Here is a 22907-nt window from a genome sequence, read left to right on the forward strand (position 1 = left end):
AGCTTGGTATCAAGTAGTTTGATGACAAGCTAAATGGAGGAGATCGAGATGAGCGAGATCGTCGAGTTGTTCCTGTTCCTGGAGCCCGGCGCGAACCCGGACGAGGACCGGGTGGTCCAGAACTTCGGCGAGAGCGAGTCGCTGCTGGTCTGGGTACCGGACGGGGCCGCCGCCGCCAAGGTGGCCGCCGAAGAGGTCGCCCGCGGGGTGCGGCTGATGGAGCTGTACCGCGGCTTCGACCTCGAATCGGCCGCGCAGGTCATCGACGCGGTCGATGGTAGGGCCGCGGTCGGCGTGGCGGGTTTCGGGTTCGGCACCGCTACCGCCCGGCCCATTCGCGACTCCGCAACCATTTTCGTGGGTCACCCCAGTGCGGATCCGACGGTGCACCGGGTTACCCGAGCGCACGCTGGCGGCGGGCGCACCACGGCGGTCGCGGCACCGGATTCCGCCGCTGCCGCCGCGGTCGCGCGCGAACTGGCCGACCAGGGCGCCGAGCTGATCGAGATCTGCGGTGGCGCGTCCCTGCTCGCGGCGCGGGACGTGCGGGCGGCGGTGGGCGACCGGGTCGCGGTGAGTCTGGTGAGTTGGCCGGTCGATTCGATCGAACGCGCCGCCGCTTTCAAGGCCGAATTCGATGCGGCGCACTGAGTTCCGAAGCGGCTAGCCGTCTGCTTCGCTGTGCAACAGCAGGACTTTGAGGGAAGCCGCCAGCGCGTCGCGTTGCTTCGGGCTGAGCGGCTCCAGAAAGGCCTCGTCGGCGGCGAGCACGGCGTCGAGTGCCTCAGCCGCGATCTCTTCACCGGCGGGGGTGAGATGGATGTGCACGGCCCGGCGGTCCTTTGGGTCCGGCCGTCGCTCGATCAGTCCCGTTCGTTCGAGCCGGTCCAGCCGGGTGGTCATCGCACCCGACGTGATCAGGGCGGTCCGCGCGAGGTCGCGTGGGTTCGTGCCGTCGGGGTCGTTGCGCCGCCGCAAGGTGTTCAGTACATCGAAGTCGCCATAGCTCAGACCGAGTTGCTGGAGCGCGGCCACGATGACTCGCTGTCCGTGCGCGGCACACCGGAAGAGGCGGCCGACGACCTGTAGGGCGCTGACGTCGAGCCGCGGGTCCCGCGCGGCCCACTCGTCGACCATCCGGTCGATGGAATCCTCTGGCACAGCCCGACAGTAGCCGCTTCGGCCGGTGCGCCCGCCCACCGGCTGGGCGGCCGCCGCGGCGCCGATCAGCTTCGCACCGACAACTCGATAGCGAACCGCACGATGCCCCGACCATTTCGGGCTATGCCCTGACCTGGCCTCATGCTGAACTGGTATGAGCCTCAATGGGCCTCGATGGGAGGGGGAAACCATGGATTCGATCTTGTATTGGAATGGTGTCGCGCTGGAAGCGAACCGGGTCAGCCACAGCAACGGCGCCGGCGAACAGACCGGGCCGCCGCTCAGTGCCCGAGCGCTCGGGATCGTGCACCTGGGGATGTACGACGGGTATATCGGCGTGCTGGGTGACAGCGCGCAATACGGTCCGTACTTGCCGGATCTGCCGCCCGCGCCGCCGGGGGCGAACGCGGATGCCGCGGTAGCGGGCGCGGCGCACCTGACGCTGACCGCGTTGTTCCCGAGTCAGACGGCGGCGTTCGACAAAGCGCTGGCCGACGCGGGACTGAGCGGTCCCGGAGTCGAGGAAGGATTGGCGTTCGGCAGGCTGGTGGCCGAGCGAATCCTGGCCGACCGTGCGGGCGACCCGGGCGTGGGCGACGCCGGTTACCGTCCTTCGCTCGGGCGCTACCGGCATCGGCCGGACCCGTTCAATCCCGATCAGGGCTTCCACGGCCCGTTCTACGGGGCACGATCCAAGCTGTTCTCGGCGACGGAACGGCATGAGAACAGACCGCCGCCCGTGGGCAACGACGCGTATCTCGAAGTGCTACGCACCGTTCGGGTCACCGGAATCGCGCCGGAACTGCTGGGCAGTGTGCCCCAGTTCGTCATCGACAGCCTGCCGCCCGACCGTCGGCGCCGTACCGAGGAGCGAACGCTGATCGGCCTGTTCTGGGCTTACGACGGGGCGAACGGCATCGGTACACCACCGCGTCTCTACAACCAGATCGTGCGTAGGGTCGCCGAAGACCGCAACAACTCGACCCAGGAGAACGCGCGGCTGTTCGCGCTGATCAACGTCGCGATGGCGGACGCGGGAATTCTCGCTTGGGAGCAGAAATACGTCCACGACCTGTGGCGACCCGTGGTTGGTATCCGGGAACACGACCTGTCGATGGGACCGGCCGCCGACGACGCCGCCAATGACATCACTACCGATTGCCAGATCGACTGGCTGCCCCTGGGCGCGCCCGCTTCGAATTCGACCAACCGGAACTTCACGCCGAACTTTCCCGCCTATCCGTCCGGGCACGCGACATTCGGTGCGGCCGCGTTCCACATCGCGCGGCGGTTCTACGGCATCGCGGATGACGACATGAATCCGGACTCGCTGGCAGCGGGCCTCACCTTTGTCTCCGACGAATTGAACGGCATCACCAGGGACAACTCCGGCACCGTGCGGCCGCGGCACGTCCGCAGCTTCCCCGAGGGACTCTGGCAGATGATCGTCGAGAACGGGCGCAGCCGGGTCTGGCTGGGCGTCCACTGGGAATACGATTTCGCGCCGAGGCCGATCGAAATCGGTGGTCTACCCCTGGGACTCGCCATCGCCAACGACATCTTCGACACCGGGATGATGAAGTCACCGATAGGCCCCGCTAGCCGATAGGCCAACTCGCACGCCCGCTGGCATCGTCGGTCGTTCGACTTCGACGGGGGAGGCGAAACGATCAGCCAGCGGGCGCGCCGCCGGTGTCCGGCGGGTCCGGGATCACGGCGGTGACCTCGATCTCGATCTTGGCCTCCGTTTCGACGAGGCGGCTTACCTCCACGGCGGTCATCGCGGCGTGGAAGCCGCCGATGATCTCGCGGAAGGCCACCCCGATTTCCGGATACGCGCGCACGTACGCATCGACATCGGTGACATACCAGGTCATTCGCACGATGTGCGCGGGCTCGGCGCCTGCTTCGGCGAGCACCGCCACGATATTGTGCAGTGCTCGGCGTACCTGGCCCGCGATGTCGTGGGACCGGAAGACGCCGTCGGCGTCCCAGCCCACCATGCCCGCCACGAACACCAGTTCGCCGCGCGCGGCGACGCCATTCGCGTAGCCGCGTGGGCGCGGCCATCCCGGCGGCTGTAGCACCCTCATGGTGTCGCCGCCGAATCGCCTTGCCCCGCATCGGATTCGCGCAGCCGGAACCGCTGTAGCTTGCCGGTCGGGGTGCGCGGTAGCGCGTCGACGAAGGCGATGGCCCGCGGATACTTGTACGGCGCCACTGTCTGTTTCACGAAATCCTGCAATTCCTCGACCATCCTGTCGGTTGCCTCGAACTCCGGCCGCAGCACAACGTACGCCTTGACGATCTGACCGCGGTCTTCGTCGGGCACACCGATCACGGCGCAATCGGCGACGGCGGCGTGTCCGGCGAGGGCGTCCTCGACTTCGGGCGCGGCGATGTTGTAGCCGGCGGACACGATCATGTCGTCGGAACGTGCCTGATAGTGGAAGTAGCCGTCGGTGTCGACCGAATAGGCGTCGCCGGTGTAGTTCCAGCCATCGCGCACATAAACGGTCTGCCGCTCATCGGCGAGGTAGCGGCAGCCGGTCGGCCCACGCACCGCGAGCAGGCCGACCGCACCGGGCGGCAGCGGTTGCCCGTTCTCATCCACGACGCGCGCCTCGTACCCGGGTACCGGCAGGCCCGTCGCGCCGGGCCGGGCGTGCTCTTCGTCGGCGGAGATGAAGATGTGCAGCATTTCGGTGGCGCCGATGCCATCGATCAGCTCGATGCCGGTGGCCTCGCGCCATCGGGTGCGCGTGGTCGGTGGCAGCGGTTCCCCGGCCGACACGCATTTGCGCAGCGCGGTGCCGCGAAGTTCGGCGCCGTGCCGGGCGAGCATCCGGTAAGAGGTGGGAGCGGTGAAAAGCACTGTCGCACCGTAGTTTTTGATCGCCTCGAGCAGCAGCGCCGGGCTGGCCTGTTCGAGCAGCACCGCCGAGGCGCCGACCGCCATGGGGAACAGCAGCAGCCCGCCGAGGCCGAAGGTGAAAGCCAGTGGCGGGCTGCCGATGAACACGTCATCGGGCCGCGGCCGCAGGATGTGCCGCGGGAAGCAGTGGCAGATCGCCATGACATCGCGATGGAAGTGCGCGGTCGCCTTCGGCACGCCGGTGGTGCCGGAGGTGAAGGCAATGAGGCAGACATCGTCGGCGGCGGTGGCCACCGTCTCGAACCGGCCGCTCTGGCGCGTCATCAGCGCTTCGAGGCCGTCGTCGGCCTCGCTGTGGAAGTAGCGGACCCGGTCCAGGGTTGGGCAGGCCGCGACCACCTGCTCGAGCTGCCCGGCCACGGCTATGTCGCACAGTGCGTGCGTGATTCGCGCCTTGTCGACGATCTGGGTGAGTTCCTTGACGCGCAGCATCGGCATGGCCGTCACGGCGATGCCGCCTACCTTCATCACCGCGAACCAGCACGCCGCGAGCATGGGGTTGTTCGGAGCGTCGAGCAGCACCCGGTTGCCTGGCACCAGCCCCATCTCGTGCACCAGCACCGCCGCGATCCGGTTGGCCCGCTCGTACAGGTCGGCATAGGTCCACTGCGGTCCGCCGGGCGCGCGTACGCATGGGCGGTCGCCGTTGCCGTTGCTCAGCTGGCCGTCGAGTAGTTCACCGGCGCAATTGAGTTGGGCCGGGAAACGCAGTTCCGGCCGGTCGAAGACGAGGTCGGGCCACTGCTCGGGCGGGGGCAGGTTGTCGCGGGCGAAGGTATCGATGTGCGCGCTTGTCATGGTGGAACCTTGTGGGGGAGAAGGAGATCGGAAGTCACGACGCCGTATCGCGAGCAGCGTCACGCAGGAGCTCGCGGGCGATGATCAGTTGCTGCACTTCGGTGGCGCCCTCGTAGATGCGCAGCGCCCGGATGTCGCGATACAGCCGCTCGACCGGGCGGTCGCGGACCACCCCGAGCGCGCCCCACATCTGGACGGCCGCGTCGATGACCCGCTGGGCGCCTTCGGTCGCGGCCATCTTGGCCATGGCGGCCTCGCGGGTGACGGGTCGTCCTTGATCGCGCTGCCAGGCCGCGCGGTAGGTGAGCAGGGCCGAGGCGTCGATCGTTGTCGCCATCTGGGCGAGTTCGGCACGGGTCAGCTGGAAGTCGGCGAGCACCCCGCCGAACATGTGCCGCGAGGTGGCCCTGGCCAGTGCCTCCGCCATGGCCCGGCGGGCGAAGCCGACGGCGGCGGCCGCTACCGAGGTACGGAAAACGTCGAGTGTGCGCATCGCGATCGCGAATCCCCCGCCCGCGCTGCCGAGCCGCCGCGTCGCGGGCACCCGGCAGCCTTCGAAGGACAGCCGGGCGAGCGGGTGCGGGGCGATCACCTCGATGCGTTCGGCGATGTGCAGGCCTGGGGTGTCCGCGTCGACGATAAAGGCTGAAACGCCCCGTGCGCCTTCGGCTTCCCCGGTGCGGGCGAACACCACGTAGAAGTCGGCGATGCCGCCGTTGGAGATCCAGGTCTTCTCGCCGTCGATGACGAATCCGTCGCCGTCGGCGCGCGCGGCACAGGACAGCGCGGCGGCATCGGAGCCCGCGTCGGTTTCCGAGAGTGCGAACGCCGCGATCGCCGCACCGGTGGCCACCCGCGGCAGGTACCGGCGCTTCTGCTCGTCGGTGCCCGCCAGGCTGATCGCACCGGAGCCGAGCCCCTGCATCGCGAACGCGAAGTCCGCCAGCGCGTCGTGCCGGGCCAGGATTTCGCGGGCGAGACACAGTGCGCGGGTGTCGATTCGGTCGTGGCTGCCGCCGAATGTGGTGCCCGCGACGGTGTGCCGCAGCCAGCCCGCGTCACCGAGCGCGCGGACCAAGCGACGACAGCGGTCGTCGATATCGACGCCGGTGTCGTGGTGCAAGTGATCGGCGGCCCAAACATCCAGCGACGCAGCGAGTTTGCGGTGCGCGTCGTCGAAGAAGGGCCAGTCCCAGTGATCGCTGGACATGGCGGCTAGTTCCCTTCGAACTCGGGACGTTGCTTGGCGACGAACGCGTGATAGGCGCGCGCGAAGTCCTCGGTGAGCATGCACAGCGCTTGGGCCTGCGCCTCCGCCTCGATGGCTTGGTCCACGGACATCGACCACTCCTGGTGCAGCATGGTTTTGGTGATCCCTTGCGCGAAGGTCGGGCCCTCGGCCAACTGGCGCGCCAGCTGTCCGGCGGCGTCGAGCAGCTGCTCCGGTTCGGCCAGCTGGTTGAAGAACCCCCACGCGAACGCCTCGTCGCCGGTCATCGCGCGACCGGTGTACAGCAACTCCGACGCGCGGCCCTGCCCGATGATGCGCGGCAAGATCGCGCAGGCGCCCATATCGCACCCGGCGAGGCCGACCCGGGTGAACAAGAACGCCGTCTTGCTGCGGGCAGTGCCGACGCGCAGATCGGACGCCATCGCGAGGATCGCACCGGCGCCCGCGCAGGCCCCGTCGACGGCGGCCACGATCGGTTGCGGGCACGCCCGCATCGCCTTGACGAGATCACCGGTCATCCGGGTGAACAGCAACAGGTCCGGTGCCCGCAGCGCGATCAGCGGGCCGATGATGTCGTGCACGTCGCCACCGGAGCAGAAGTTGTCGCCCGCGCCGTGCAGGACGACGACGGTGACGTCGTCGGCATAGGCCAAGCGGCGGAACAGATCTCGCAGCTCGGCGTAGGAGTCGAAGGTCAGCGGATTCTTGCGCTGCGGGCGATCGAGCACGATCGTGCCGACGCCCTGGTGGACGTGCCAGCGGAAGTGCGTGCTCGCGTAGTCGGCGAGCGTCGTGCGGTTGGCCGCGCGTAGCGCGGGATCCAGATCCTGGGTCATGAGCGTCCCCGATGTGTCGATGAGCGAGCGTTCTTGCCGTCTTGGGCGGCGGTGTAATCAGTTCCGCCGAGATGGTCTGCTGTTCCGGCGGATCGGTCCGCCGTTCCGGCGAGGTGGACGCGGAGCCTGCCGAGCAGATCGAACAGCGCCTGCTCGTCGGTGCGGCCGAAACCGGCGAATATTTCGGTGAGCCACCGCTCGTGTTCGGCGGCCATCTCGTCGAACCGGGCGCGGCCGAGCTCGGTCAGCCGCACCAGTGTCGCGCGTTTGTCGACCGGGTCCGGGATCCGATCGACCCAGCCCTCGGCAACCAGCTGATCGGTCAAGCCTGTGACATTGCCGCCGGTCACCATCAGGTAGCGCGACAGCGCGCTCATCCGGAGGCCGTCGTGGTGCCGGTCGAGCTGGGCCAGATAGTCGAAGCGGGGCAGGGTGGTCGCGAAGCGTACTCGCAGCCGGGTGCGGATCTCCTGCTCTATCTCGTTGGTAGTGGCCAGCAGTCGCAGCCACAGCCGTACGTCGAGGTGATCGCCGGATACGGTGCGGGCCTCCATGCCGATGCGCTCGTCGCCGAGCACGCGTCCGGTGTCCGGGCGGCGGGTGTTCACCTCACATCACCTCCCCGCCGCTGAGCGAAATCGCTTGGCCGGTCAGCGAAGCGGCCGCAGCCGAGCAGAGCCAGGCGACGGTGGCCGCGACTTCCGCAGGCTCGATCAGCCGCCCCTGCGGGTTGTGCCGGATGAAGGCCGCCCGCGCTTCGTCGGCGCTACGGCCGGTCGTGTCGATCACGTGTGCCACGCTCTCCTGCAACAGGTCGGTGTCGGTGAAGCCGGGACAGACCGCGTTCACCGTGATCGGCGTGCCCGCGAGTTCCAGTGCCAGGGCACGGGTCAACCCGATCACGCCGTGCTTGGCCGCGGTGTAGGCGGTGACGTAGGGGTAACCGCGCAGGCCTGCCGTGCTGGCGATGTTGATCACTCGGCCGTGGCCCGTCGCGAGCATGTCGGTCACCGCGCTCCGGCTACACAGGAACGTGCCGGTGAGATTGACAGCCAGCATGCGATGCCACAGATCGTCACTGGTGCGTTGCAATGGCGCGCTCGCCGCTTGCCCGGCGTTGTTGATCAGGATGTCGACCGCGCCGTGGCGCTGGTGCGCGCAGACGAACGCGGTCGCGACGGCCGCCGGGTCGGTGACATCGCAGGCGACGGCGTGCGCCTGTGCCGACTTCGGCAGTCGCGCAACGGTTTCGGTGGCGCGATCCAGGTCGCGCGCCACCAGGGTGAGGCGAGCGCCCGCGCGCGCGAGACGGTCGGCGATGGCGGCGCCGATGCCGCGTGAGCCGCCGGTGACCAGGGCGTGCCGACCGGCCAGTGTGGTGTCGACCTCGGGCATGCCGGTCAGCCTTTCGCCGCCGCGGCGGCTTGCTCGCGTTGGATGTTCGCCTCGAATTGCCGCTTGGCGGCGCGGTATTGCTTGGGCCAGGTGAGTTCGGTGTAGCCGATCTTGGCCGCCTCGGTGAGCGTCCAGGCCGGGTTCGCCAGATGCGGGCGGGCGATCGCGCACAGGTCGGCTCGCCCGGCGGCCACGATGCTGTTCACGTGGTCGGCCTCGGAGATCGCCCCGACGGCGATCGTGGCGATTCCCGCCTCCTGGCGCACCCGGTCGGCGAACGGGGTCTGCCACATTCGCCCGAAGATCGGGCTTTCCTGCTTGGTCACCTGGCCCGAGGAACAGTCGATCAGATCGGCACCCGCCTGTTTGAACCATTGCGCGATCTCCACGGCGTCGGCCGGGGTGATGCCACCCTCGGCCCAGTCGTGTGCCGAAATCCGCACCGACATAGGCAGTTCGGCGGGCCACTCGGCGCGCACCGCCGCGAACACCTCCAGTGGATAGCGCAGCCGGTTCGGCAGTGACCCGCCGTAGGCGTCGGTGCGCCGGTTGGTCAGCGGTGAGATGAAACTCGACAGCAGATAGCCGTGCGCGCAATGCAATTCCAGCCAGTCGAAGCCTGCCTGGGCCGCCCGACGGGTGGCCGCGGCGAACTGCGCGGTCACCTCGTCCATGTCGGCCCGGGTCATCGCCCGCGACCACTGGCTCACCCCCGGCAGGTACTGCTGCGGCGAGGCCGAGATCAACGGCCAGTTCGGTTCGTCGTCCGCCGGGGTGAGCGGTTGGTCGATGCCGTCCCACATGCGCCGGGTGGAGCCCTTGGCCCCGGAGTGGCCGAGCTGCATGCCGATCTTCGCGTCGGAGTTGTCGTGCACCCAGTCGGCGATGCGCTGCCATGCCTGCCGCTGTTCGTCGGTGTACAGGCCTGGGCAACCGGGGGTGATCCGGCCCGTCGGACTCACGCAGGTCATCTCGGCGAACACCAGTCCGGCGCCGCCCACCGCACGCGCGCCGAGGTGTACCAGGTGGAAATCGCCGGGAACTCCGTCGACGGCCGAATATTGGGCCATCGGTGAGACGACGACCCGATTCTTCAGCGTCACCGAACGCGTCGTGTATGGCGTGAACATCGGGGGGACGGACGGCTCGTCGGCGGATCGGGCCACCCCGGCTCGCGCGTCGAACCAGCGCTCGTAGTCCTCCAGCCAGCCCTTGTCACGCAAACGCAGATTCTCGTGACTGATGCGCTGGCTGCGGGTGAGCATCGAGTACATGAACTGCTCGGGTTCGAGTTGGTCGCAATAGCGTTCGCCGCAGACCTCGAACCACTCCATGGCATTCCATGCGGCGTTTTGTAACCGCAGCACGTCGATCGACCGGGCTTCCTGGTAATGGGTGAGCACCGCGGGCAGTGCCGAGGGGGAGTCACCGTGCTCGCCGAATTGGCGCACCAGCTCGATGGCGTCCTCGAGCGCCAGCTTGGTGCCCGAGCCGATGGCGAAGTGCGCGGTGTGCACGGCGTCGCCCATCAGCACGACGTGGCTGTTGCCGTTGTGCAGCCACCAGCGCTCGCATGTGACCCGTTGGAAGTTCAGCCACGGGGACTCCGGGCGGTGGCGGGAGTTCGTCATCAGTTTCTCGCCCTGCAGATTGTCGGCGAACAACTCTTCGCAGAACGCCACCGACTCGTCCGGTCCGGCCTTGTCGAGTCCGTGCGCCAGCCACGCGTGTTCCGGGCACTCGACGATGAAGGTGCTGGTGTTCTCGTCGAACTTGTAGATGTGTGCCTGAATCCAGCCGTGCTCGGTCCGGACGAAGTCGAAAGTGAAAGCGTCGTAGAGCTTTTCGGTGCCCAGCCAGATGTAGCGGTTCGGGCGCTGCACGATGTCAGGTGCGAAGACGCCTTGGTGCCTGCCGCGGATCTTGGAGGAGATGCCGTCGGCGGCGACGATCAGGTCCGCATCGGAAAATTCGGTGTCGGAGTGGACCTCACGGTCGAACTCGAGCGTTACCCCGACCTCCTCGCACCGTGCCTGCAGGATGTTCAGCAGTTTCTTGCGGCCGATGCCGACGAAGCCGTGTCCGCCGGAGCGCAGGACGCGGCCCTTGAACCGCAGCTCGATGTCGTCCCAGTGATTGAAGGCCGTCTGGATCCGGTCCGCGGTGGGGCGATCCCACGCGCGCATGGTCTCCATCGTCGCGTCGGAGAAGACGACACCCCAGCCGAAGGTGTCGTAGGGGCGGTTGCGCTCGACCACGGTGACATCGTGTTCGGTGTTGAGTTGCTTCATCAGCAACCCGAAGTACAGTCCGGCGGGTCCGCCGCCGATGCACACGATCTTCATGTGCTCTCCTCAGGGAGTCGCGTTGGAAGTACTTTATCCCTAAAGCTTTAGATATAAAGCACTTTTGCCGGACTCCGGCCAAGTGATCCATGGTTAGGTGAAAGTTCGATTGATCTGGCGCAATTGAGCGATACCATCGTGATAGACGCGGTGTGGTTCGCCCAGGAACGGACAAGGCCCCGCCGAGGGTCTTCAAGCATCGGAGTAGCAGCTCATGGTCGCAGAACCGGTCCGGATCGGCGTCGTCGACTCACGTGTCGCCGAACGCGGTCCGACAGCGCTGCGGATCGCCGTCGGCGGTCAATTGCGCAAACTGCGCGAACAATGCGGCATCACCCGTGAAGCCGCCGGTGAGCACATCCGTGGCTCACACGCCAAGATCAGTCGGCTCGAACTCGGCCGGACCGGCTTCAAGGAACGCGACATCGCGGATCTGCTGAGCCTGTACGGCGTCACCGAGCCGGATCAGCGCGAAATGTTCCTCGGGCTGGCCCGCAAGGCCAATGAACCCGGATGGTGGCATCGGTACAACGACCTGCTGCCGCAATGGTTCGAGACGTATATCGGCCTGGAGGGCGCCGCGCAGACGATCAGAACGTTTGAGGGCCAGTTGGTTCCGGGCTTGCTGCAAATCGAGGACTACACCCGCGCGGTGGTCGCGGTCGGCCACGAGAACGCCGAGGCGGCGCGGCGAACAGAACAGCGCACCATGCGCCAGGAGTTCGACGCCCAGGCGGCACGGCGCGTGGAGCTGCGCGGTAAGCGCCAGGAGATCCTGGATGTGCAGGGCGGGCCCGCGCTGTGGGCGGTGCTGGACGAGGCCGTGCTGCATCGGCCGATCGGCGGCCGGAAGGTGCTGCGCGCGCAGATCGAGCACCTGGTGGAGATGACGAACAAGCGCAGTGTGACCATCCAGGTGCTGCCGTACCGGGCCGGTGGTCATGCGGCGGCGGGCAGCTCGTTCACGATGCTCCGGTTCGCCGAGCGCGAACTTCCCGACATCATCTATCTGGAGCAACTGACCAGTGCGCTCTATCTGGACCGTCCGGAGGACGTTCATCTGTACCGCGAAGTGATGGACCAACTGGCCGTGCAGGCCGAGCCGCCGGACCGGTCGCGCGAGTTGCTGATCGCCGCTGCCAAGGAGCTGTAATCGGTCTGGTCGCCGGACGCGCGAGTTCTCGCCTCCCGCTAGGTATTCGCCGGTGGCAAGCCGACGTCAGCGGCCGTCGGGCGTGCTGGTTGCGGTGAGCACGCGTTCAGCGATCGGTTGGAGCTGGCGGTAAGCGTCGGCCACGGTGAGCACGAGGCCGGTGGGGTGCTGAGCTTGCCAGGTAGTCGCGGCGCTGGCATCGGCGAAGTAGCGGCCGGGGTTGCACGTGGTGGTGCGGACCTTGGTGCGGTCCAGTTCGTCGGGGCCGGGCAGCGATATGACCGCGGCGGCGGGGTGTAGATCGGTGACTCCTGTCTCGGGGTGGACTGTCAGACGGATGGTGGTTCCGGTTGCCGCACAGGGAGATTCGACGGCAGCGGACCGATCGAGAATCGCCGGGAAGAGCAGCGTGTCGGCGGCGCACCAGGCGTAGAGCAGTCGGCCGTCGACGGTGAGCCGGTGCGGTGTCTCGTTGAGTGTCAGTCCCCATCCGGTGATGCGATGGTTCTCGTCGTATTCGATGTCGGCGGCGGCGGGTGCGGCCGCCAACTCGGTGGGGTCCACGCCCGCGGCCGCGGCGAGTTGTTCGACGGTGATGGGTGCGCCGAGCGCGAGCAGCCGTATCGCGGTGCGCAGGAGGGTGGTGCTGGTCGGTGTGTCGTCGGCGAACAATGTGTCGATGATCTGGGCGGTGAAGGGGGTGGCCAGCGAGCCGAGGACCGCGTGCAAGGCGGCGACCGATGGCGCCCCCTCGAACCCGCCGTCGTCGGACGGATGCAACCGGCACGACAGACTTCCGCTCCGGTCGCGCGCCGGGAATGGGTCTCGGCCATCGATGAGCAGGGTAGGGGAGCCGGTCATTCCGGCGGCGGCTGCTTCTGCCGGGTCATCGATCACCCGATGGGTGAACTCGACAGGCATCGAAAGTTCTTGTGCTGCTTGCTGAATTCGTCGTTCGAGCACGGGAACGTTGGGGCAGTCCGGGATCTGCAAGATCTCCAGCTTCATTGTCGGGCACCTTCGTCGTGGAGGGATTCGAGGATCGGGCAGTGTCGGTCGCGGCGGGGACGTTCGCAGGTAGCGGCCAACTCCGACAGCGACCGCAGCATGCGTTGCAGGTCGCTGATCCGGTTGGCCAGCAGTGCTATTCGCGCTTCGGCCAGTTGCCGGGCCGCGTCGCAATCGCCGAGGCCGCCGTCGGCGAGATGCAGCAGATCCGTGATCTCGTCGAGCGTGAATCCGAGCTCCTGGGCTCGCTTGACGAACCTGACGACGGTCACGGCGTCGGCGGGATACTCCCGATACCCCGACGGTGCGCGCGGCGGCTCCGCGAGCAGTCCACGGCGCTCGTAGTACCGCAGCGTCTGCGCGTTCACCCCGGCGCGGCTTGCCAGTTCACCGCTTCGCATACGCACATTCTCGACCCGGTACCCCGGTACAAGGTCAAGCGCGAGGTTCTGGCCGTGTTCGGCCGAGATCAGTACGGCAGGAGCGACTATCGGGGACGAGTCAGTTCGGGGTGCCCGTCGACCGGTCCGGGGTGTCGAGCAGCGCTTCGACGATCAGCTCCGGCCCAATGCTCGAGGGCAGGTCGGATACCTGGCCGTCACCGACTTCCACCACCCGCCGGACATTGTCCTCGCGCAACGCGAGATCCGTGGTCACCAAGCGGGCACCCAGTTGCGCGACGCACGCGGCGGCGCGATCCCACGGCGGCGCCGGACGCTCGCCCGGCGTGTCGGGATGCGCGCCGACCAGCAGCGGCGAGCGCATCTGCCAACGCCGAGTACGCGGACGAGGGGATCATCCTCAAACCGGCCCGCGCGCACGGGTTTTGGTTCGGGTGTCCAGTTCGGTCTGGCAGGGTTGAGGGGTGAGCGAGTTCAGCGATAGGGGCAAGCTGCTGACGTACCTGGTCGAGATTTCCGAGGCGGATCGCTTCAGTCCGCTGTGGTGGCAGGTGACCAATTCTGGTGGTGCGGCGCAGGTGGCGGCGGCGTTGATCGAGATGGCGGTGCGGCTGGAACTCGAACTTCCTTATGATCCCACCGATTTCCGGTGCTGGTATCGCTACGAAGTGCGCTGGCCGGATGGTGCGATCCTGGAAGGCTTCGAGGGTGCGGTGGAACCGCGGCTCATTCCCGATGATCTCCGTGCACTGGCTCGATCGGTGATCTCGGTGACCGTTCGTGATCTGCGTAGGCGTAACGGGTAACAGTGCTCAGGGCGACTACTTCATGGTGGCGAGTTGGATCAGGTTGCCGCAGGTGTCGTCGAGCACGGCGGTGACCACCGGCCCCATGTCGGTCGCGTCCTGGGTGAACTCGACACCGAGTCCCTCGAGCCGCTCAACCTCGGCGTACACGTCGTCCACGGCGAACTGGGTGAACGGGATGCCGTCGGCAGCGAGGGCCTTCTTGAACGGGCCGGCCGCCGGGTGGCCGTCCGGCTCCAGCAGCAACTCGACGCCGTCGGGGTCGGCCGGGGAGACCACGGTGAGCCAGCGGGCCGCGCCGGTGGGCACGTCGGTCTTCTTGATGAACCCCAGCTTCTCGGTGTAGAAGGCAAGCGCTTTGGCCTGGTCGTCGACGAAGACGCTGGTGATGTTGATGCGGATCACGGGTTCGGTTCCTCTCGGTCGATGGGCCACCGCTCGACGATGGAGCGCAGCGGGCTCGTGTCGATGTGGTGGAACTTGTAGCGGCCCTGCCGCCGGGTACGCACCAGACCGGCCTGTTCGAGGACCGCGAGGTGCTGCGAGATGGCTTGGCGCGAGGAGGCAAGGCCGTGCTTCATGGTCAGGCGGCCGCAGATCTCGAAGAGCGTCTGGCCGTCCTTGTCGGTCAGCTCGTCCAGGATGATGCGTCGGGTCGCGTCGCCGATCGCCTTGAACAGGTCGGGGTCTGCGTCCACAGCCCAACAATAGGCAAGTCTCTACTTGCCTGTCAAGGGAAGGGCGCATGGACTTGTTCGTCGTGCTGCTACGAAGTACGAGATCAGGTTTAATTCGCGTGACTCGGCCCCGGGAGATGACGCATACTCGACCATCGCGGTCGATATGGGAGGGCAGGGGTTTGAAGCTGGCAGAGGCGTTGTCGTTGCGCGCGGATTCGGTACGCCGGATCGAGCAGTTGCGCGCTCGGATCGTGAGCAGTGCCCGCTATCAGGAAGGCGAGGAGCCCGCCGAGGACGCGACCGCTCTGCTCGTCGAGGCCGGTGCGGTACTCGGTGAATACGAAACGCTGATCCGGCGGATCAACCGCACCAATGCCGCCGCGCGAATCGACGCGGGCGGCACGCTGACGGATGCGCTGGCTCGCCGAGATGCGTTGCGGCTGCGGCACTCCGTGCTCACCGCCGCGGCGGATGCGGCCGCGGGCCAGAACCAGTCCGGGTACACGCGTCAGCTGCGGTCCGAGCTGAAGATGCTGTCCGCCTTGCCGGTCGCCGAGCTGCGTGGGCAGGCCGATGAGCTCGCCAGGGAACTGCGCGAACTCGACGTGCGAATCCAACGCGCCAACTGGGAGGTCGATCTGCTGGACTGACCCGAAGAGGTGGAGCAGGTAGTCGTTGCGGAGGCGTGCACAACCCGCTGGGCCGACGGGCAATCGGCACCTTCTCGGCGCACGATGGGCAGTGCGGGGGGTTCGATTCCCCATTTCACATCGCAGCCCAGCATTGCGTACAAGTGACCGGGTACAGCACACAGCACACCACCAGGTGCAGATTCGTGACGACGAGGGCGGGTAAGGGGCACTCCACCTCTACTTTCGGCGATCAGCGCCCAGCAGGCTTCGCGGTCGGCGATCGCCGCGAGCAGGTCGACGAAAGGGAGGAGCGCTCGAACGGTCGAGCGCTCCTCTTTCATCGGTTACCGGTTCTTCTCGAGCACCGCACCCTCGGGGACGGGCTGCACTTCGCCGTTCTTCAAGACCAGCACGCCGGGACTACCGGCGGGCAGGGTGTAGCCGGGCAGATCGCGAGACAGGTCCTCGCGCAGGATCACGCGGTCGATGTCGTGACGCTGTTCGCCGTTGATGATGATCACCTTCTCCCCGGGCCCCGGATCGGCCGCCGCGGTGCCCGCGCCGGCCAGGGCCGCGCCTACTAACGCGGCGCCGCACAGGGTGGCGCCCAGCAACTGTGTCCTCGACTTCAGCATGTGTGAATCTCCTTGCCGTCGTTCGGAATTGCACTCGCGTGCATCGACTGCGGTGCAGTCGGTCCAGACCGTAAGACGGCAAGCTGGGCTGCGACTGGGCAAGGAGCTGTGAGTCGGCTGGGAGTACCGACAGGCACTGTTTCACATTATCGAACTTGTAAGTTAGGTGACCCGAAGATTATCATCTCCGTGTATGAGGGTTTGGCTCCACCGTTCGTCCGTTCCATCCGCACACCGATTTCTCGTGGCAATCATTGTGGGCGCCTTGGCTTTTGCGCTGACAGCTTGCGGCGGCGGCGATACCGAGCGGGCGGGCAAGCCGGTGGTGTTGACCACGTTCACCGTGTTGGCCGATATCGCGAAGAATGTGGCCGGTGAGCATCTGACCGTGGAGTCGATCACCAAGGTCGGCGCGGAGATCCACGGCTACGAGCCGACGCCCGGCGACATCAAGAAGGCGGCGAAAGCCGATCTGATCTTGGACAACGGGATGAACCTGGAGGCGTGGTTCGCCCAGTTCGTCGCCGATGTGAAAGTGCCGCACGTGGTGGTCAGCGCGGGTGTCGAACCGATGAGCATCGGCGAGGACGCCTACGCGGGCAAGGTGAATCCGCACGCGTGGATGTCGCCGCTGAACGTGCAGATCTACGTCGACAACATGGTCCGCGCGTTCGGCGAACTCGACCCCGATCACGCGACGGATTTCCAGGCCAACGGCGCGGCGTACAAGGCCGAACTCGGCAAGGTGCACGCCGAGCTGGTCCGGACACTCGAAGCGTTGCCGGTCAACGAGCGCGCCCTGGTGACCTGTGAAGGCGCGTTCTCCTACCTGGCCCGCGACACCGGGCTGACCGAGAAGTACATCTGGGCGGTCAACGCCGAACAACAGGCGACCCCGCAGCAGATCGCCTCCGCGATCGACTTCGTCAGGCAGCGCAAGGTGCCCGCCGTGTTCTGCGAATCCACGGTGTCCGACGCGCCGATGCAGCGGGTGGTGGAAGCCACCGGTGCCGCGTTCGGCGGTGTGCTCTATGTCGATTCCCTCTCGGCGGCCGACGGCCCGGTGCCCAGCTATCTCGCGCTGATCCGGCACGACGCGAAGACGATCGGCTCCGCACTGACCGGTGCCCGACCATGAACGCGCCCGCGGTCGAAATCCAGGACGTCACTGTCCATTACGGCGACGTGCTCGCGTTGGATCGCGTCGAGCTGACGTTGAAGGCCGGGCGGATCTGCGGTCTGATCGGAATGAACGGATCGGGCAAGTCGACCCTGCTCAAAACCATGATGGGCCTGGTGAAACCGGACCGGGGTACGGTGCTCATCAACGGCGGACCGCCCGCGGCGGCGCGGCGCGCCGGACTGCTCGGCTATGTACCGCAGGCCGAGGACGTCGACTGGAGTTTCCCGCTGTCGGTCCGCGACATCGTGATGGCCGGGCGGTACGGGCAGATGGGTTTCACCCGTCGCCCGCGCCGGGCCGATCGTGCGGCGGTCGCTACGGCGCTGGAGCGGGTGGAATTGACCGAGCTGGCCGACCGTCAGATCGGGCAGTTGTCCGGCGGACAGAAGAAGCGAGCGTTCGTCGCGCGCGGTATCGCGCAGGGCGCGACGATCCTGCTGCTGGACGAGCCGTTCGCCGGTGTCGACAAGCGTACGGAAGCGACCATCACCACGCTGCTCGGTGAGCTCGCCGCCGCCGGTGCGACGATCCTGGTGTCCACCCACGACCTGCACTCCCTGCCCAACCTGGCCGACGAAGCGGTGCTGCTGATGCGCAGTGTGCTCGAGCACGGTGACCCCGAAGTAGTACTGCGGCCGGAGAATCTGGCCAGGGCCTTCGGCTTGGATGTCATGAACCGACCGGCACCGGATCGAGCGTGCGACGAATGAGCTTCACCGAATTCTTCATCGACCCACTGGGTTACGAGTTCATGGTGCGCGCGCTGGCGACCACCGTGACCGCCGCCGCCGTCTGCGCGGTGCTGTCCTGCTGGCTGGTGCTCATCGGCTGGTCGCTGATGGGTGATGCCGTGTCACACGCGGTGCTGCCCGGCGTGGTGCTGGCCTACATTCTCGGGTGGCCGTTCGCGGTGGGCGCGGTGGTCTTCGGATTTCTCGCGGTCGGACTGATCGGCGTGATCCGAGATACCAGCCGAATCAAGGAGGATGCCGCGATCGGCATCGTGTTCACCACGTTGTTCGCGTTCGGGCTGGTGCTGGTGTCGGTGACGCCGAGCCAGACCGATCTCAACCACATCGTGTTCGGGAACCTGCTCGGCATCAGCCGCGGTGAAATGATCCAGATCATGATCCTGGCGGTGATCATCCTCGCCGCGCTCGGGCTCAAGCGCCGCGACTTCACCCTGTATGCCTTCGATCCCATCCACGCGCACGCCATCGGTCTCAACCCGCGGTTGCTCGGCACCGCTTTACTCGGCCTGCTGGCACTGACCGCGGTGGTGGCGTTGCAAGCGGTCGGCGTGGTCCTGGTCGTCGCGATGTTGATCATTCCGGGCGCGACCGCGTACCTGCTCACCGACCGCTTCGGTCGCATGCTGGTCATCGCGCCCGCCGTCTCGGTGTCGTGCGCGGTGACGGGGCTGTATCTGAGCTATCACCTGGACACGGCGTCGGGCGGAATGGTCGTGGTGACGCAGGGTGTGGCGTTCACCCTGGTCTATCTTTTCGCGCCACGGCACGGAATTATCGGTCGCCGCATTCTCGCTGCCCGACGGCGTCGGATCGATCGTCGGGAGGTCGGCAAGGAGACGGTGGCTCGACCTGTCGCGGCGACATAGCTATCGGGCGACTCGGCGTCGGCGCTGACGCCGAGTCGAGGGTCAGCAGCGGGTGAGTGCGTCGCGGACCATCATCAGGTGGTGTTCGACGATCGGCTTGGCGCTCCGGGCCAGCACGGTCACCTGTTCGTTGGAGCCGAACTGCATTTGCCGGGCGCCGGCTTGCAGCGACTGGATGTGGAACCCTTCCTGCATGCGCAGCCAGGACAGGTCGAAATCGCGGCCCATCTTCATGCCGGTGTTCAACAGTTGCTGGGTCTGGTCTTGATTCGGCGCCAGCGGCAACATGACCCCGTTCGGAATGGCGACCGCGGCGCCCATCGCGTCCAGGCGAGCGTGATCGGTCACCAGCATCGCGCCGATCTGGCGCACCTGCGGACAGGTGCCCATTGCCGCGGCACGGGTACCTGCCAGCATCTCGGTCAGATGTGCCTGGTGTGAGACCACCAGATAGGTGCTGTCCTGTGTCGGGAGCGCGACCGGCTCTGCCGTACCGACCGGCTCTGCCGTGCCGATTCCGCTGGTACCGAAGCCGAGCGCGACAGCCGAGGCCGCTGCCACCAACAGCCGGTGTAGTGATCGCATTTCGTTCTCCTGTCGTCGGGACTTTCGGTCCGTATGCCCATTCCCGCGCGTTGTACGCAACCGATTGAATTGCCGAATTCATTAGCGGCACTAGAGAAGTCAGACCTCGAAAGGCTGGTCCGTTAGTAATCAGCGCGCTGATCGGATCGGCGACTTCCGCGATTGGTAGCGATCGAAATGATTGCTAGGCGAGTGGACGCAGACCGATCATCGTGCGTGGGGCGGCGTAGACGTAGCGGGCATTGTTCTTCGCGACGAGCTCACCGCCGCCGGTGAGGGCGTCGGGGTCGGCGTTCACGGCGCGGAAGGGGATGTCCCATACGGTTTCGCCGGTTCGTGAGTCGATCGCCCACAGGCCGGTGCTGTCGGAGACAAGGACGACACGGTCGTCCGAGGCGTGGACGGTACCGAAGCGTTCGGGAGTGGTGCGCCAGAGCCGTTGGCCGGTGCGGAGATCCAGGCCCGTGAGGGTGCCCGTGGTGGTATCGCGGAGGAGGGCGATGTCGCCGAGCACAGCGGTCGCGGTACCCGCCGCGGCGGCGCCTTCGGCGTCGGCGGCAGTGTGGACGAGGTCGGGGCTGGTCCACCGCACGGTGCCGTCGCGGCGGTCATAGGCGGTGTCGGCCAGCAGGACCGGGATGGTGTCGTCGGTGGGACGGTCGAGGGTCAGATCGTGCACGCCCGCGCGATCGGTGCTGACGAGGATGCGCCCGGTGCGGTCCAGGATGTCGGTGCCGGTGACCCGGTAGCCGGGGCACTCGGTGTTGACGCGCAGCACGAGGGCAGCGAAAGTCACGACGGTGCGGGAACATCCACTCAGCTCGGTGGTCCAGGTCGGCGCGCCGGTGCCGAGGTCGAAACCGGCGAAGTCGGCGCCGAGGGTGAGCACGCCCTGCCCGTGCGAAACGTCCAAGGCATCGTAGGGGAGGTCTTCCCACGACGTGCCCATGGCGAAGGCTCGGGACCAGTACGCGTCCGGGTCCGCGAGCGTTCCCGCGTGCACGCGCACGTCATCGGACTCGACGTCACCTTCGGCGACATAGACGCGATCGTCGACGGTCGCGAGGGCGAAAACGTTCCAGGTCACCGGCGTTCGGGTGATCGCGCCGCCGGCAATGTCGTACCCGACTATCGCGGGAGTGTCGGCCGAAGGGGAAGTGAAGCACACGAGTTCGCCGTCGACCGGAGCGGCCGCGCAACCACCCAGTTCGGCGGCGGGAGAGTTCCAGCGCACCTTGCCGGTCGCGGCATCGATGCCGTACATCATCGGGTCACGCAACGACATGTCGTCGTCCGAGACGCCGATCACGGTCAGTAGTGTGTCCCCCGCGTCGACGAAACCCGCATTGCCGTAGTCGTATTCGGTGCCGCCGACGGGGTTGCGGAACTCGGCGGACGCCCGGCCATAGGTGGCCGCGGCGTCGACCGACCACGCGAGACCCGGTGCGGCGTCGGTGGTTCCGGTGATCTTGCGAGTGGTGTCTTCCGGGTGTAATAGCACCGCGACCGCGCCCGCGCTGGTGACGAGGGCGGCCACGGCGGCGAGTACCAGGTTTCGAACACCGGGCGGCCACGCCATCACAGCACCTCCAGTCGAACAGGCGGTGCGATCGAGTCCAATCGGGCGGCGGCCGGATTCACTGCGGCGGTGGTCATTTCGGCACGTCCGGTGTTCCGGGCGGGACCGGCGCCGTGACCCGTACGCCGGGTGCGGTCACCAGGGCAACGAGTTCGTCGATGGTCATCGGCACGGTTCCGCTGGAATCGTTTCCATCCAGTGTGTGGGCGACGTACGCCGTCACCGCACTGCCGTCGGGCACGTAGGCGGTGGCGCTGCGGGAGAGCGTACGGACGCCGTTGCTCTCCGACCAGGTTTCATGCGTGTCGACCGTCGTACCGTCGGCGAGTAGCCGTCGTTCATCGAGGTCGCCCGCGACACAGGGGGGAATCGGCGCCGTGGATTGCCGGACCGACACCGACAGCCAGCCCGTCTGATCGCCGCGCCGCAGCGTGGCGTGAGCGGTGGTGGAACCGCCGAATTCCGCGGATTTGTCGGAGTCACCGGAGGGGACGAAGATCGGCTCGAAGAACAGGGACTCGCCTTCGGGGGCGGCTTCGAGGATGATCCCACCGGGCAGCGCCTCGTGCAGTGCCCTCGACATCGCGACGGCCTTCGGTCCGGAAAACCACGGGTACGCCGGGTTGTCGTAACCGAATTCGTCCACTCCGAGAAAGCCGAACAACCCACCCGGCCGAGGCGGTTCGACGGTGGTGCAGCCGGGGATCTGCGTCGGATACGTGGCCGTCGGCGTGACGTAGGAGTACTCCGCCGGTTGTGGTAGCTCAGAGCTGGTCGGGGAGACCGGCGTGGTCGTCAGTTCCGGCTCGGGGTCGTGCAGGAGCCCGCCGACGATCACACCGCCCGCCACAATCGCCACGCACAGCAAACCTTGCGTCCACCCGGTGACCGCGCGCGACGGCTCGGTCGATCCGCCGTCGTCCTTCGTATCCGGCACGTGTTCCCCTCCGATCTCGCTCATCAGAGTAGCGGTGGTGTGCTGAACGGCGGCTTCGTCCTGTCGGTCGGCGGACGATCGCGCAGTTGATCACCGTGTCTGACCAGTTGGTGCGCCAAGGAACTGGGGATTCCGTCGTTGAATACCCGTACCCTGTAGCCGTATAATCAACCTAGCTATTGGGAATATCCTCTGAGCTGGTCTTATTCATGGAGGTTGCGGTCGAAATCGCGAACTATGCAGCCGGTAGGGTGTCGCGCCGTGAGCCCGGCGTCGGCCCGGCTTCCTTCTGGCTACGTACGCGGGGACAGTAGGTGGTGGTCGTGCAGGGAGTGTCACTCGCTCATCGTCGAACCTTTTCCAGGCGAAGCTGAACATGGTTGCGCACACCGAGTTCCGAGGAAGGAGCGCCGTCGATGCCGTGGCCGTCAGCGTCGTTACGACCATCGGAGTCTCCGGTGCGACTCGTCGGTATAGTCGGTGCGCAGTGAACCTCATCGGCCGGTTGGGATCTGCTCGCTCGGTGTTCGCGCTGCTCATGGCAGTGCTGCTGGCCGTGCCCATGGTCGACTGTGTGCTGCACGACGAGCAATCGCACACCTACGCTCAGCTGCCGCAGAGCTCGACTGCCGCACCCGCGTTCACCTCCCACGCCTCGGATCGTCACCACCACGGCGCCATCGGCGACAGCGGCGAAGATTGCGGCCAACACCTGACCCGCTGCATCGTCCAATCGGTGTTGCCCGGCGCAGCCACCATCGGTCTGCTGTTCCAGCTACTGATCGCATTCCTGGCCGCGATCGCCGGTGCCGCTTCGGCCACGCGGGTGGCGGCCAACGGCGTTCGCGGCCCACCGGCGACCGTCCCGCTCGCCGTCGAGGGGCGAGACATTCTCACCAAGTTCTGTATCTCCCGACGCTGATCGGTCAGCGCCACGCCGACATCTGTGGTTGTCGGCCGGTGTTCGCTGCCCGCTCGACGTCTGTGCC

At 67.0% G+C, this 22907-nt stretch carries 26 protein-coding genes; 9 read left to right on the top strand and 17 right to left on the bottom strand.

Features of this window, described 5'->3' with window-relative positions; translation table 11 throughout:
* Window positions 1-48: 48 nt before the first annotated feature.
* The gene (locus tag ACFK0J_RS14475; protein ID WP_378740336.1) at window positions 49-651 is read left to right on the top strand and encodes a DUF6506 family protein; all 603 of its coding nucleotides are present in this window, start codon (window positions 49-51) and stop codon (window positions 649-651) included.
* Window positions 652-663: 12 nt separating this feature from the next.
* Here ACFK0J_RS14475 and ACFK0J_RS14480 read toward each other — a convergent pair whose 3' ends face one another.
* Entirely contained in the window at window positions 664-1161 is a 498-nt protein-coding gene (locus tag ACFK0J_RS14480; protein ID WP_378740338.1) for a MarR family winged helix-turn-helix transcriptional regulator, read from the bottom strand.
* Between the two features lie 190 nt (window positions 1162-1351).
* On the opposite strand from ACFK0J_RS14480, the gene ACFK0J_RS14485 reads away from it, so the two are divergent.
* Window positions 1352-2770, top strand: a complete 1419-nt coding sequence (locus ACFK0J_RS14485; protein WP_378740340.1) for a hypothetical protein — start codon at window positions 1352-1354, stop codon at window positions 2768-2770.
* 61 nt (window positions 2771-2831) lie between these two features.
* On the opposite strand, the gene ACFK0J_RS14490 is transcribed toward ACFK0J_RS14485, so the two are convergent.
* From ACFK0J_RS14490 to ACFK0J_RS14520, 7 genes are read right to left on the bottom strand one after another with little or no spacing between them, the layout of a single operon-like run.
* A complete protein-coding gene (locus ACFK0J_RS14490) occupies window positions 2832-3254 on the bottom strand; it encodes a RidA family protein (protein WP_378740342.1) in 423 nt (140 codons plus the stop codon).
* Complete coding sequence (locus ACFK0J_RS14495; protein ID WP_378740345.1) at window positions 3251-4894, bottom strand: AMP-binding protein; 1644 nt, start codon at window positions 4892-4894, stop codon at window positions 3251-3253. Before ACFK0J_RS14495 ends, ACFK0J_RS14490 begins: the two co-directional genes overlap by 4 nt.
* Before the next feature lie 34 nt (window positions 4895-4928).
* On the bottom strand, window positions 4929-6104 hold the full coding sequence (locus ACFK0J_RS14500; RefSeq protein WP_378740347.1) for an acyl-CoA dehydrogenase family protein: 1176 nt from the start codon (window positions 6102-6104) through the stop codon (window positions 4929-4931).
* Window positions 6105-6109: 5 nt separating this feature from the next.
* Window positions 6110-6961, bottom strand: a complete 852-nt coding sequence (locus ACFK0J_RS14505; RefSeq protein ID WP_378740349.1) for an enoyl-CoA hydratase family protein — start codon at window positions 6959-6961, stop codon at window positions 6110-6112.
* Window positions 6958-7569 (bottom strand): MarR family winged helix-turn-helix transcriptional regulator, encoded by a 612-nt coding sequence (locus ACFK0J_RS14510; RefSeq protein WP_378740352.1) that lies wholly within the window; start codon window positions 7567-7569, stop codon window positions 6958-6960. The genes ACFK0J_RS14505 and ACFK0J_RS14510 overlap by 4 nt, the downstream gene beginning before the upstream one ends.
* Before the next feature lies 1 nt (window position 7570).
* The gene (locus ACFK0J_RS14515) at window positions 7571-8356 is read right to left on the bottom strand and encodes an SDR family NAD(P)-dependent oxidoreductase (protein ID WP_378740355.1); all 786 of its coding nucleotides are present in this window, start codon (window positions 8354-8356) and stop codon (window positions 7571-7573) included.
* A gap of 5 nt (window positions 8357-8361) precedes the next feature.
* Window positions 8362-10701 (bottom strand): bifunctional salicylyl-CoA 5-hydroxylase/oxidoreductase, encoded by a 2340-nt coding sequence (locus ACFK0J_RS14520; RefSeq protein WP_378740357.1) that lies wholly within the window; start codon window positions 10699-10701, stop codon window positions 8362-8364.
* A 214-nt stretch (window positions 10702-10915) separates the two neighbouring features.
* Between ACFK0J_RS14520 and ACFK0J_RS14525 the strand changes: the two genes are divergently transcribed.
* Entirely contained in the window at window positions 10916-11854 is a 939-nt protein-coding gene (locus ACFK0J_RS14525) for a helix-turn-helix domain-containing protein (protein WP_378740359.1), read from the top strand.
* A 66-nt stretch (window positions 11855-11920) separates the two neighbouring features.
* Here ACFK0J_RS14525 and merB read toward each other — a convergent pair whose 3' ends face one another.
* The 3 genes from merB to ACFK0J_RS14540 form a co-directional block, all read right to left on the bottom strand.
* Window positions 11921-12862 carry an organomercurial lyase MerB gene (merB, locus tag ACFK0J_RS14530; protein ID WP_378740361.1) on the bottom strand — a complete coding sequence of 314 codons (942 nt, stop codon included), beginning with the start codon at window positions 12860-12862 and terminating at the stop codon, window positions 11921-11923.
* Window positions 12859-13263 (bottom strand): MerR family transcriptional regulator, encoded by a 405-nt coding sequence (locus tag ACFK0J_RS14535; protein WP_378740363.1) that lies wholly within the window; start codon window positions 13261-13263, stop codon window positions 12859-12861. The genes merB and ACFK0J_RS14535 overlap by 4 nt, the downstream gene beginning before the upstream one ends.
* A gap of 100 nt (window positions 13264-13363) precedes the next feature.
* Window positions 13364-13627, bottom strand: a complete 264-nt coding sequence (locus ACFK0J_RS14540) for an ATP-grasp domain-containing protein (protein ID WP_378740365.1) — start codon at window positions 13625-13627, stop codon at window positions 13364-13366.
* Between the two features lie 100 nt (window positions 13628-13727).
* Between ACFK0J_RS14540 and ACFK0J_RS14545 the strand changes: the two genes are divergently transcribed.
* Window positions 13728-14069 carry a hypothetical protein gene (locus ACFK0J_RS14545; RefSeq protein ID WP_378740368.1) on the top strand — a complete coding sequence of 114 codons (342 nt, stop codon included), beginning with the start codon at window positions 13728-13730 and terminating at the stop codon, window positions 14067-14069.
* A 15-nt stretch (window positions 14070-14084) separates the two neighbouring features.
* On the opposite strand, the gene ACFK0J_RS14550 is transcribed toward ACFK0J_RS14545, so the two are convergent.
* Both ACFK0J_RS14550 and ACFK0J_RS14555 read right to left on the bottom strand, forming a co-directional pair.
* Window positions 14085-14471: a VOC family protein gene (locus ACFK0J_RS14550; RefSeq protein ID WP_378742841.1), complete on the bottom strand. Its 387-nt coding sequence runs from the start codon at window positions 14469-14471 to the stop codon at window positions 14085-14087.
* A complete protein-coding gene (locus ACFK0J_RS14555) occupies window positions 14471-14767 on the bottom strand; it encodes an ArsR/SmtB family transcription factor (protein ID WP_378740370.1) in 297 nt (98 codons plus the stop codon). Before ACFK0J_RS14555 ends, ACFK0J_RS14550 begins: the two co-directional genes overlap by 1 nt.
* Before the next feature lie 161 nt (window positions 14768-14928).
* On the opposite strand from ACFK0J_RS14555, the gene ACFK0J_RS14560 reads away from it, so the two are divergent.
* The gene (locus ACFK0J_RS14560; RefSeq protein WP_378740372.1) at window positions 14929-15399 is read left to right on the top strand and encodes a DIP1984 family protein; all 471 of its coding nucleotides are present in this window, start codon (window positions 14929-14931) and stop codon (window positions 15397-15399) included.
* Window positions 15400-15725: 326 nt separating this feature from the next.
* On the opposite strand, the gene ACFK0J_RS14565 is transcribed toward ACFK0J_RS14560, so the two are convergent.
* Window positions 15726-16016 carry a hypothetical protein gene (locus ACFK0J_RS14565; RefSeq protein ID WP_378740375.1) on the bottom strand — a complete coding sequence of 97 codons (291 nt, stop codon included), beginning with the start codon at window positions 16014-16016 and terminating at the stop codon, window positions 15726-15728.
* 193 nt (window positions 16017-16209) lie between these two features.
* Here ACFK0J_RS14565 and ACFK0J_RS14570 point away from each other — a divergent pair, with 193 nt between their 5' ends.
* Genes ACFK0J_RS14570 through ACFK0J_RS14580 form a run of 3 tightly spaced genes read left to right on the top strand, consistent with a single transcriptional unit; the run spans window position 16210 to window position 18817 of the window.
* On the top strand, window positions 16210-17154 hold the full coding sequence (locus tag ACFK0J_RS14570; RefSeq protein ID WP_378740378.1) for a metal ABC transporter substrate-binding protein: 945 nt from the start codon (window positions 16210-16212) through the stop codon (window positions 17152-17154).
* Entirely contained in the window at window positions 17151-17909 is a 759-nt protein-coding gene (locus ACFK0J_RS14575) for a metal ABC transporter ATP-binding protein (protein WP_378740381.1), read from the top strand. The genes ACFK0J_RS14570 and ACFK0J_RS14575 overlap by 4 nt, the downstream gene beginning before the upstream one ends.
* Complete coding sequence (locus tag ACFK0J_RS14580; RefSeq protein WP_378740383.1) at window positions 17906-18817, top strand: metal ABC transporter permease; 912 nt, start codon at window positions 17906-17908, stop codon at window positions 18815-18817. Before ACFK0J_RS14575 ends, ACFK0J_RS14580 begins: the two co-directional genes overlap by 4 nt.
* Before the next feature lie 42 nt (window positions 18818-18859).
* Here ACFK0J_RS14580 and ACFK0J_RS14585 read toward each other — a convergent pair whose 3' ends face one another.
* From ACFK0J_RS14585 to ACFK0J_RS14595, 3 genes are all read right to left on the bottom strand, one after another.
* Entirely contained in the window at window positions 18860-19402 is a 543-nt protein-coding gene (locus ACFK0J_RS14585) for a DUF4142 domain-containing protein (protein ID WP_378740385.1), read from the bottom strand.
* Between the two features lie 184 nt (window positions 19403-19586).
* Window positions 19587-20981 (bottom strand): PQQ-binding-like beta-propeller repeat protein, encoded by a 1395-nt coding sequence (locus ACFK0J_RS14590; RefSeq protein WP_378740387.1) that lies wholly within the window; start codon window positions 20979-20981, stop codon window positions 19587-19589.
* A gap of 73 nt (window positions 20982-21054) precedes the next feature.
* A complete protein-coding gene (locus ACFK0J_RS14595; RefSeq protein ID WP_378740389.1) occupies window positions 21055-21942 on the bottom strand; it encodes a hypothetical protein in 888 nt (295 codons plus the stop codon).
* Between the two features lie 463 nt (window positions 21943-22405).
* Between ACFK0J_RS14595 and ACFK0J_RS14600 the strand changes: the two genes are divergently transcribed.
* Complete coding sequence (locus ACFK0J_RS14600; protein ID WP_378740391.1) at window positions 22406-22840, top strand: hypothetical protein; 435 nt, start codon at window positions 22406-22408, stop codon at window positions 22838-22840.
* Window positions 22841-22907 lie beyond the last annotated feature (67 nt).

It is taken from the genome of Nocardia brasiliensis (assembly GCF_042691675.1).
GTDB classification, from domain to species: Bacteria; Actinomycetota; Actinomycetes; order Mycobacteriales; family Mycobacteriaceae; genus Nocardia; species Nocardia brasiliensis_D.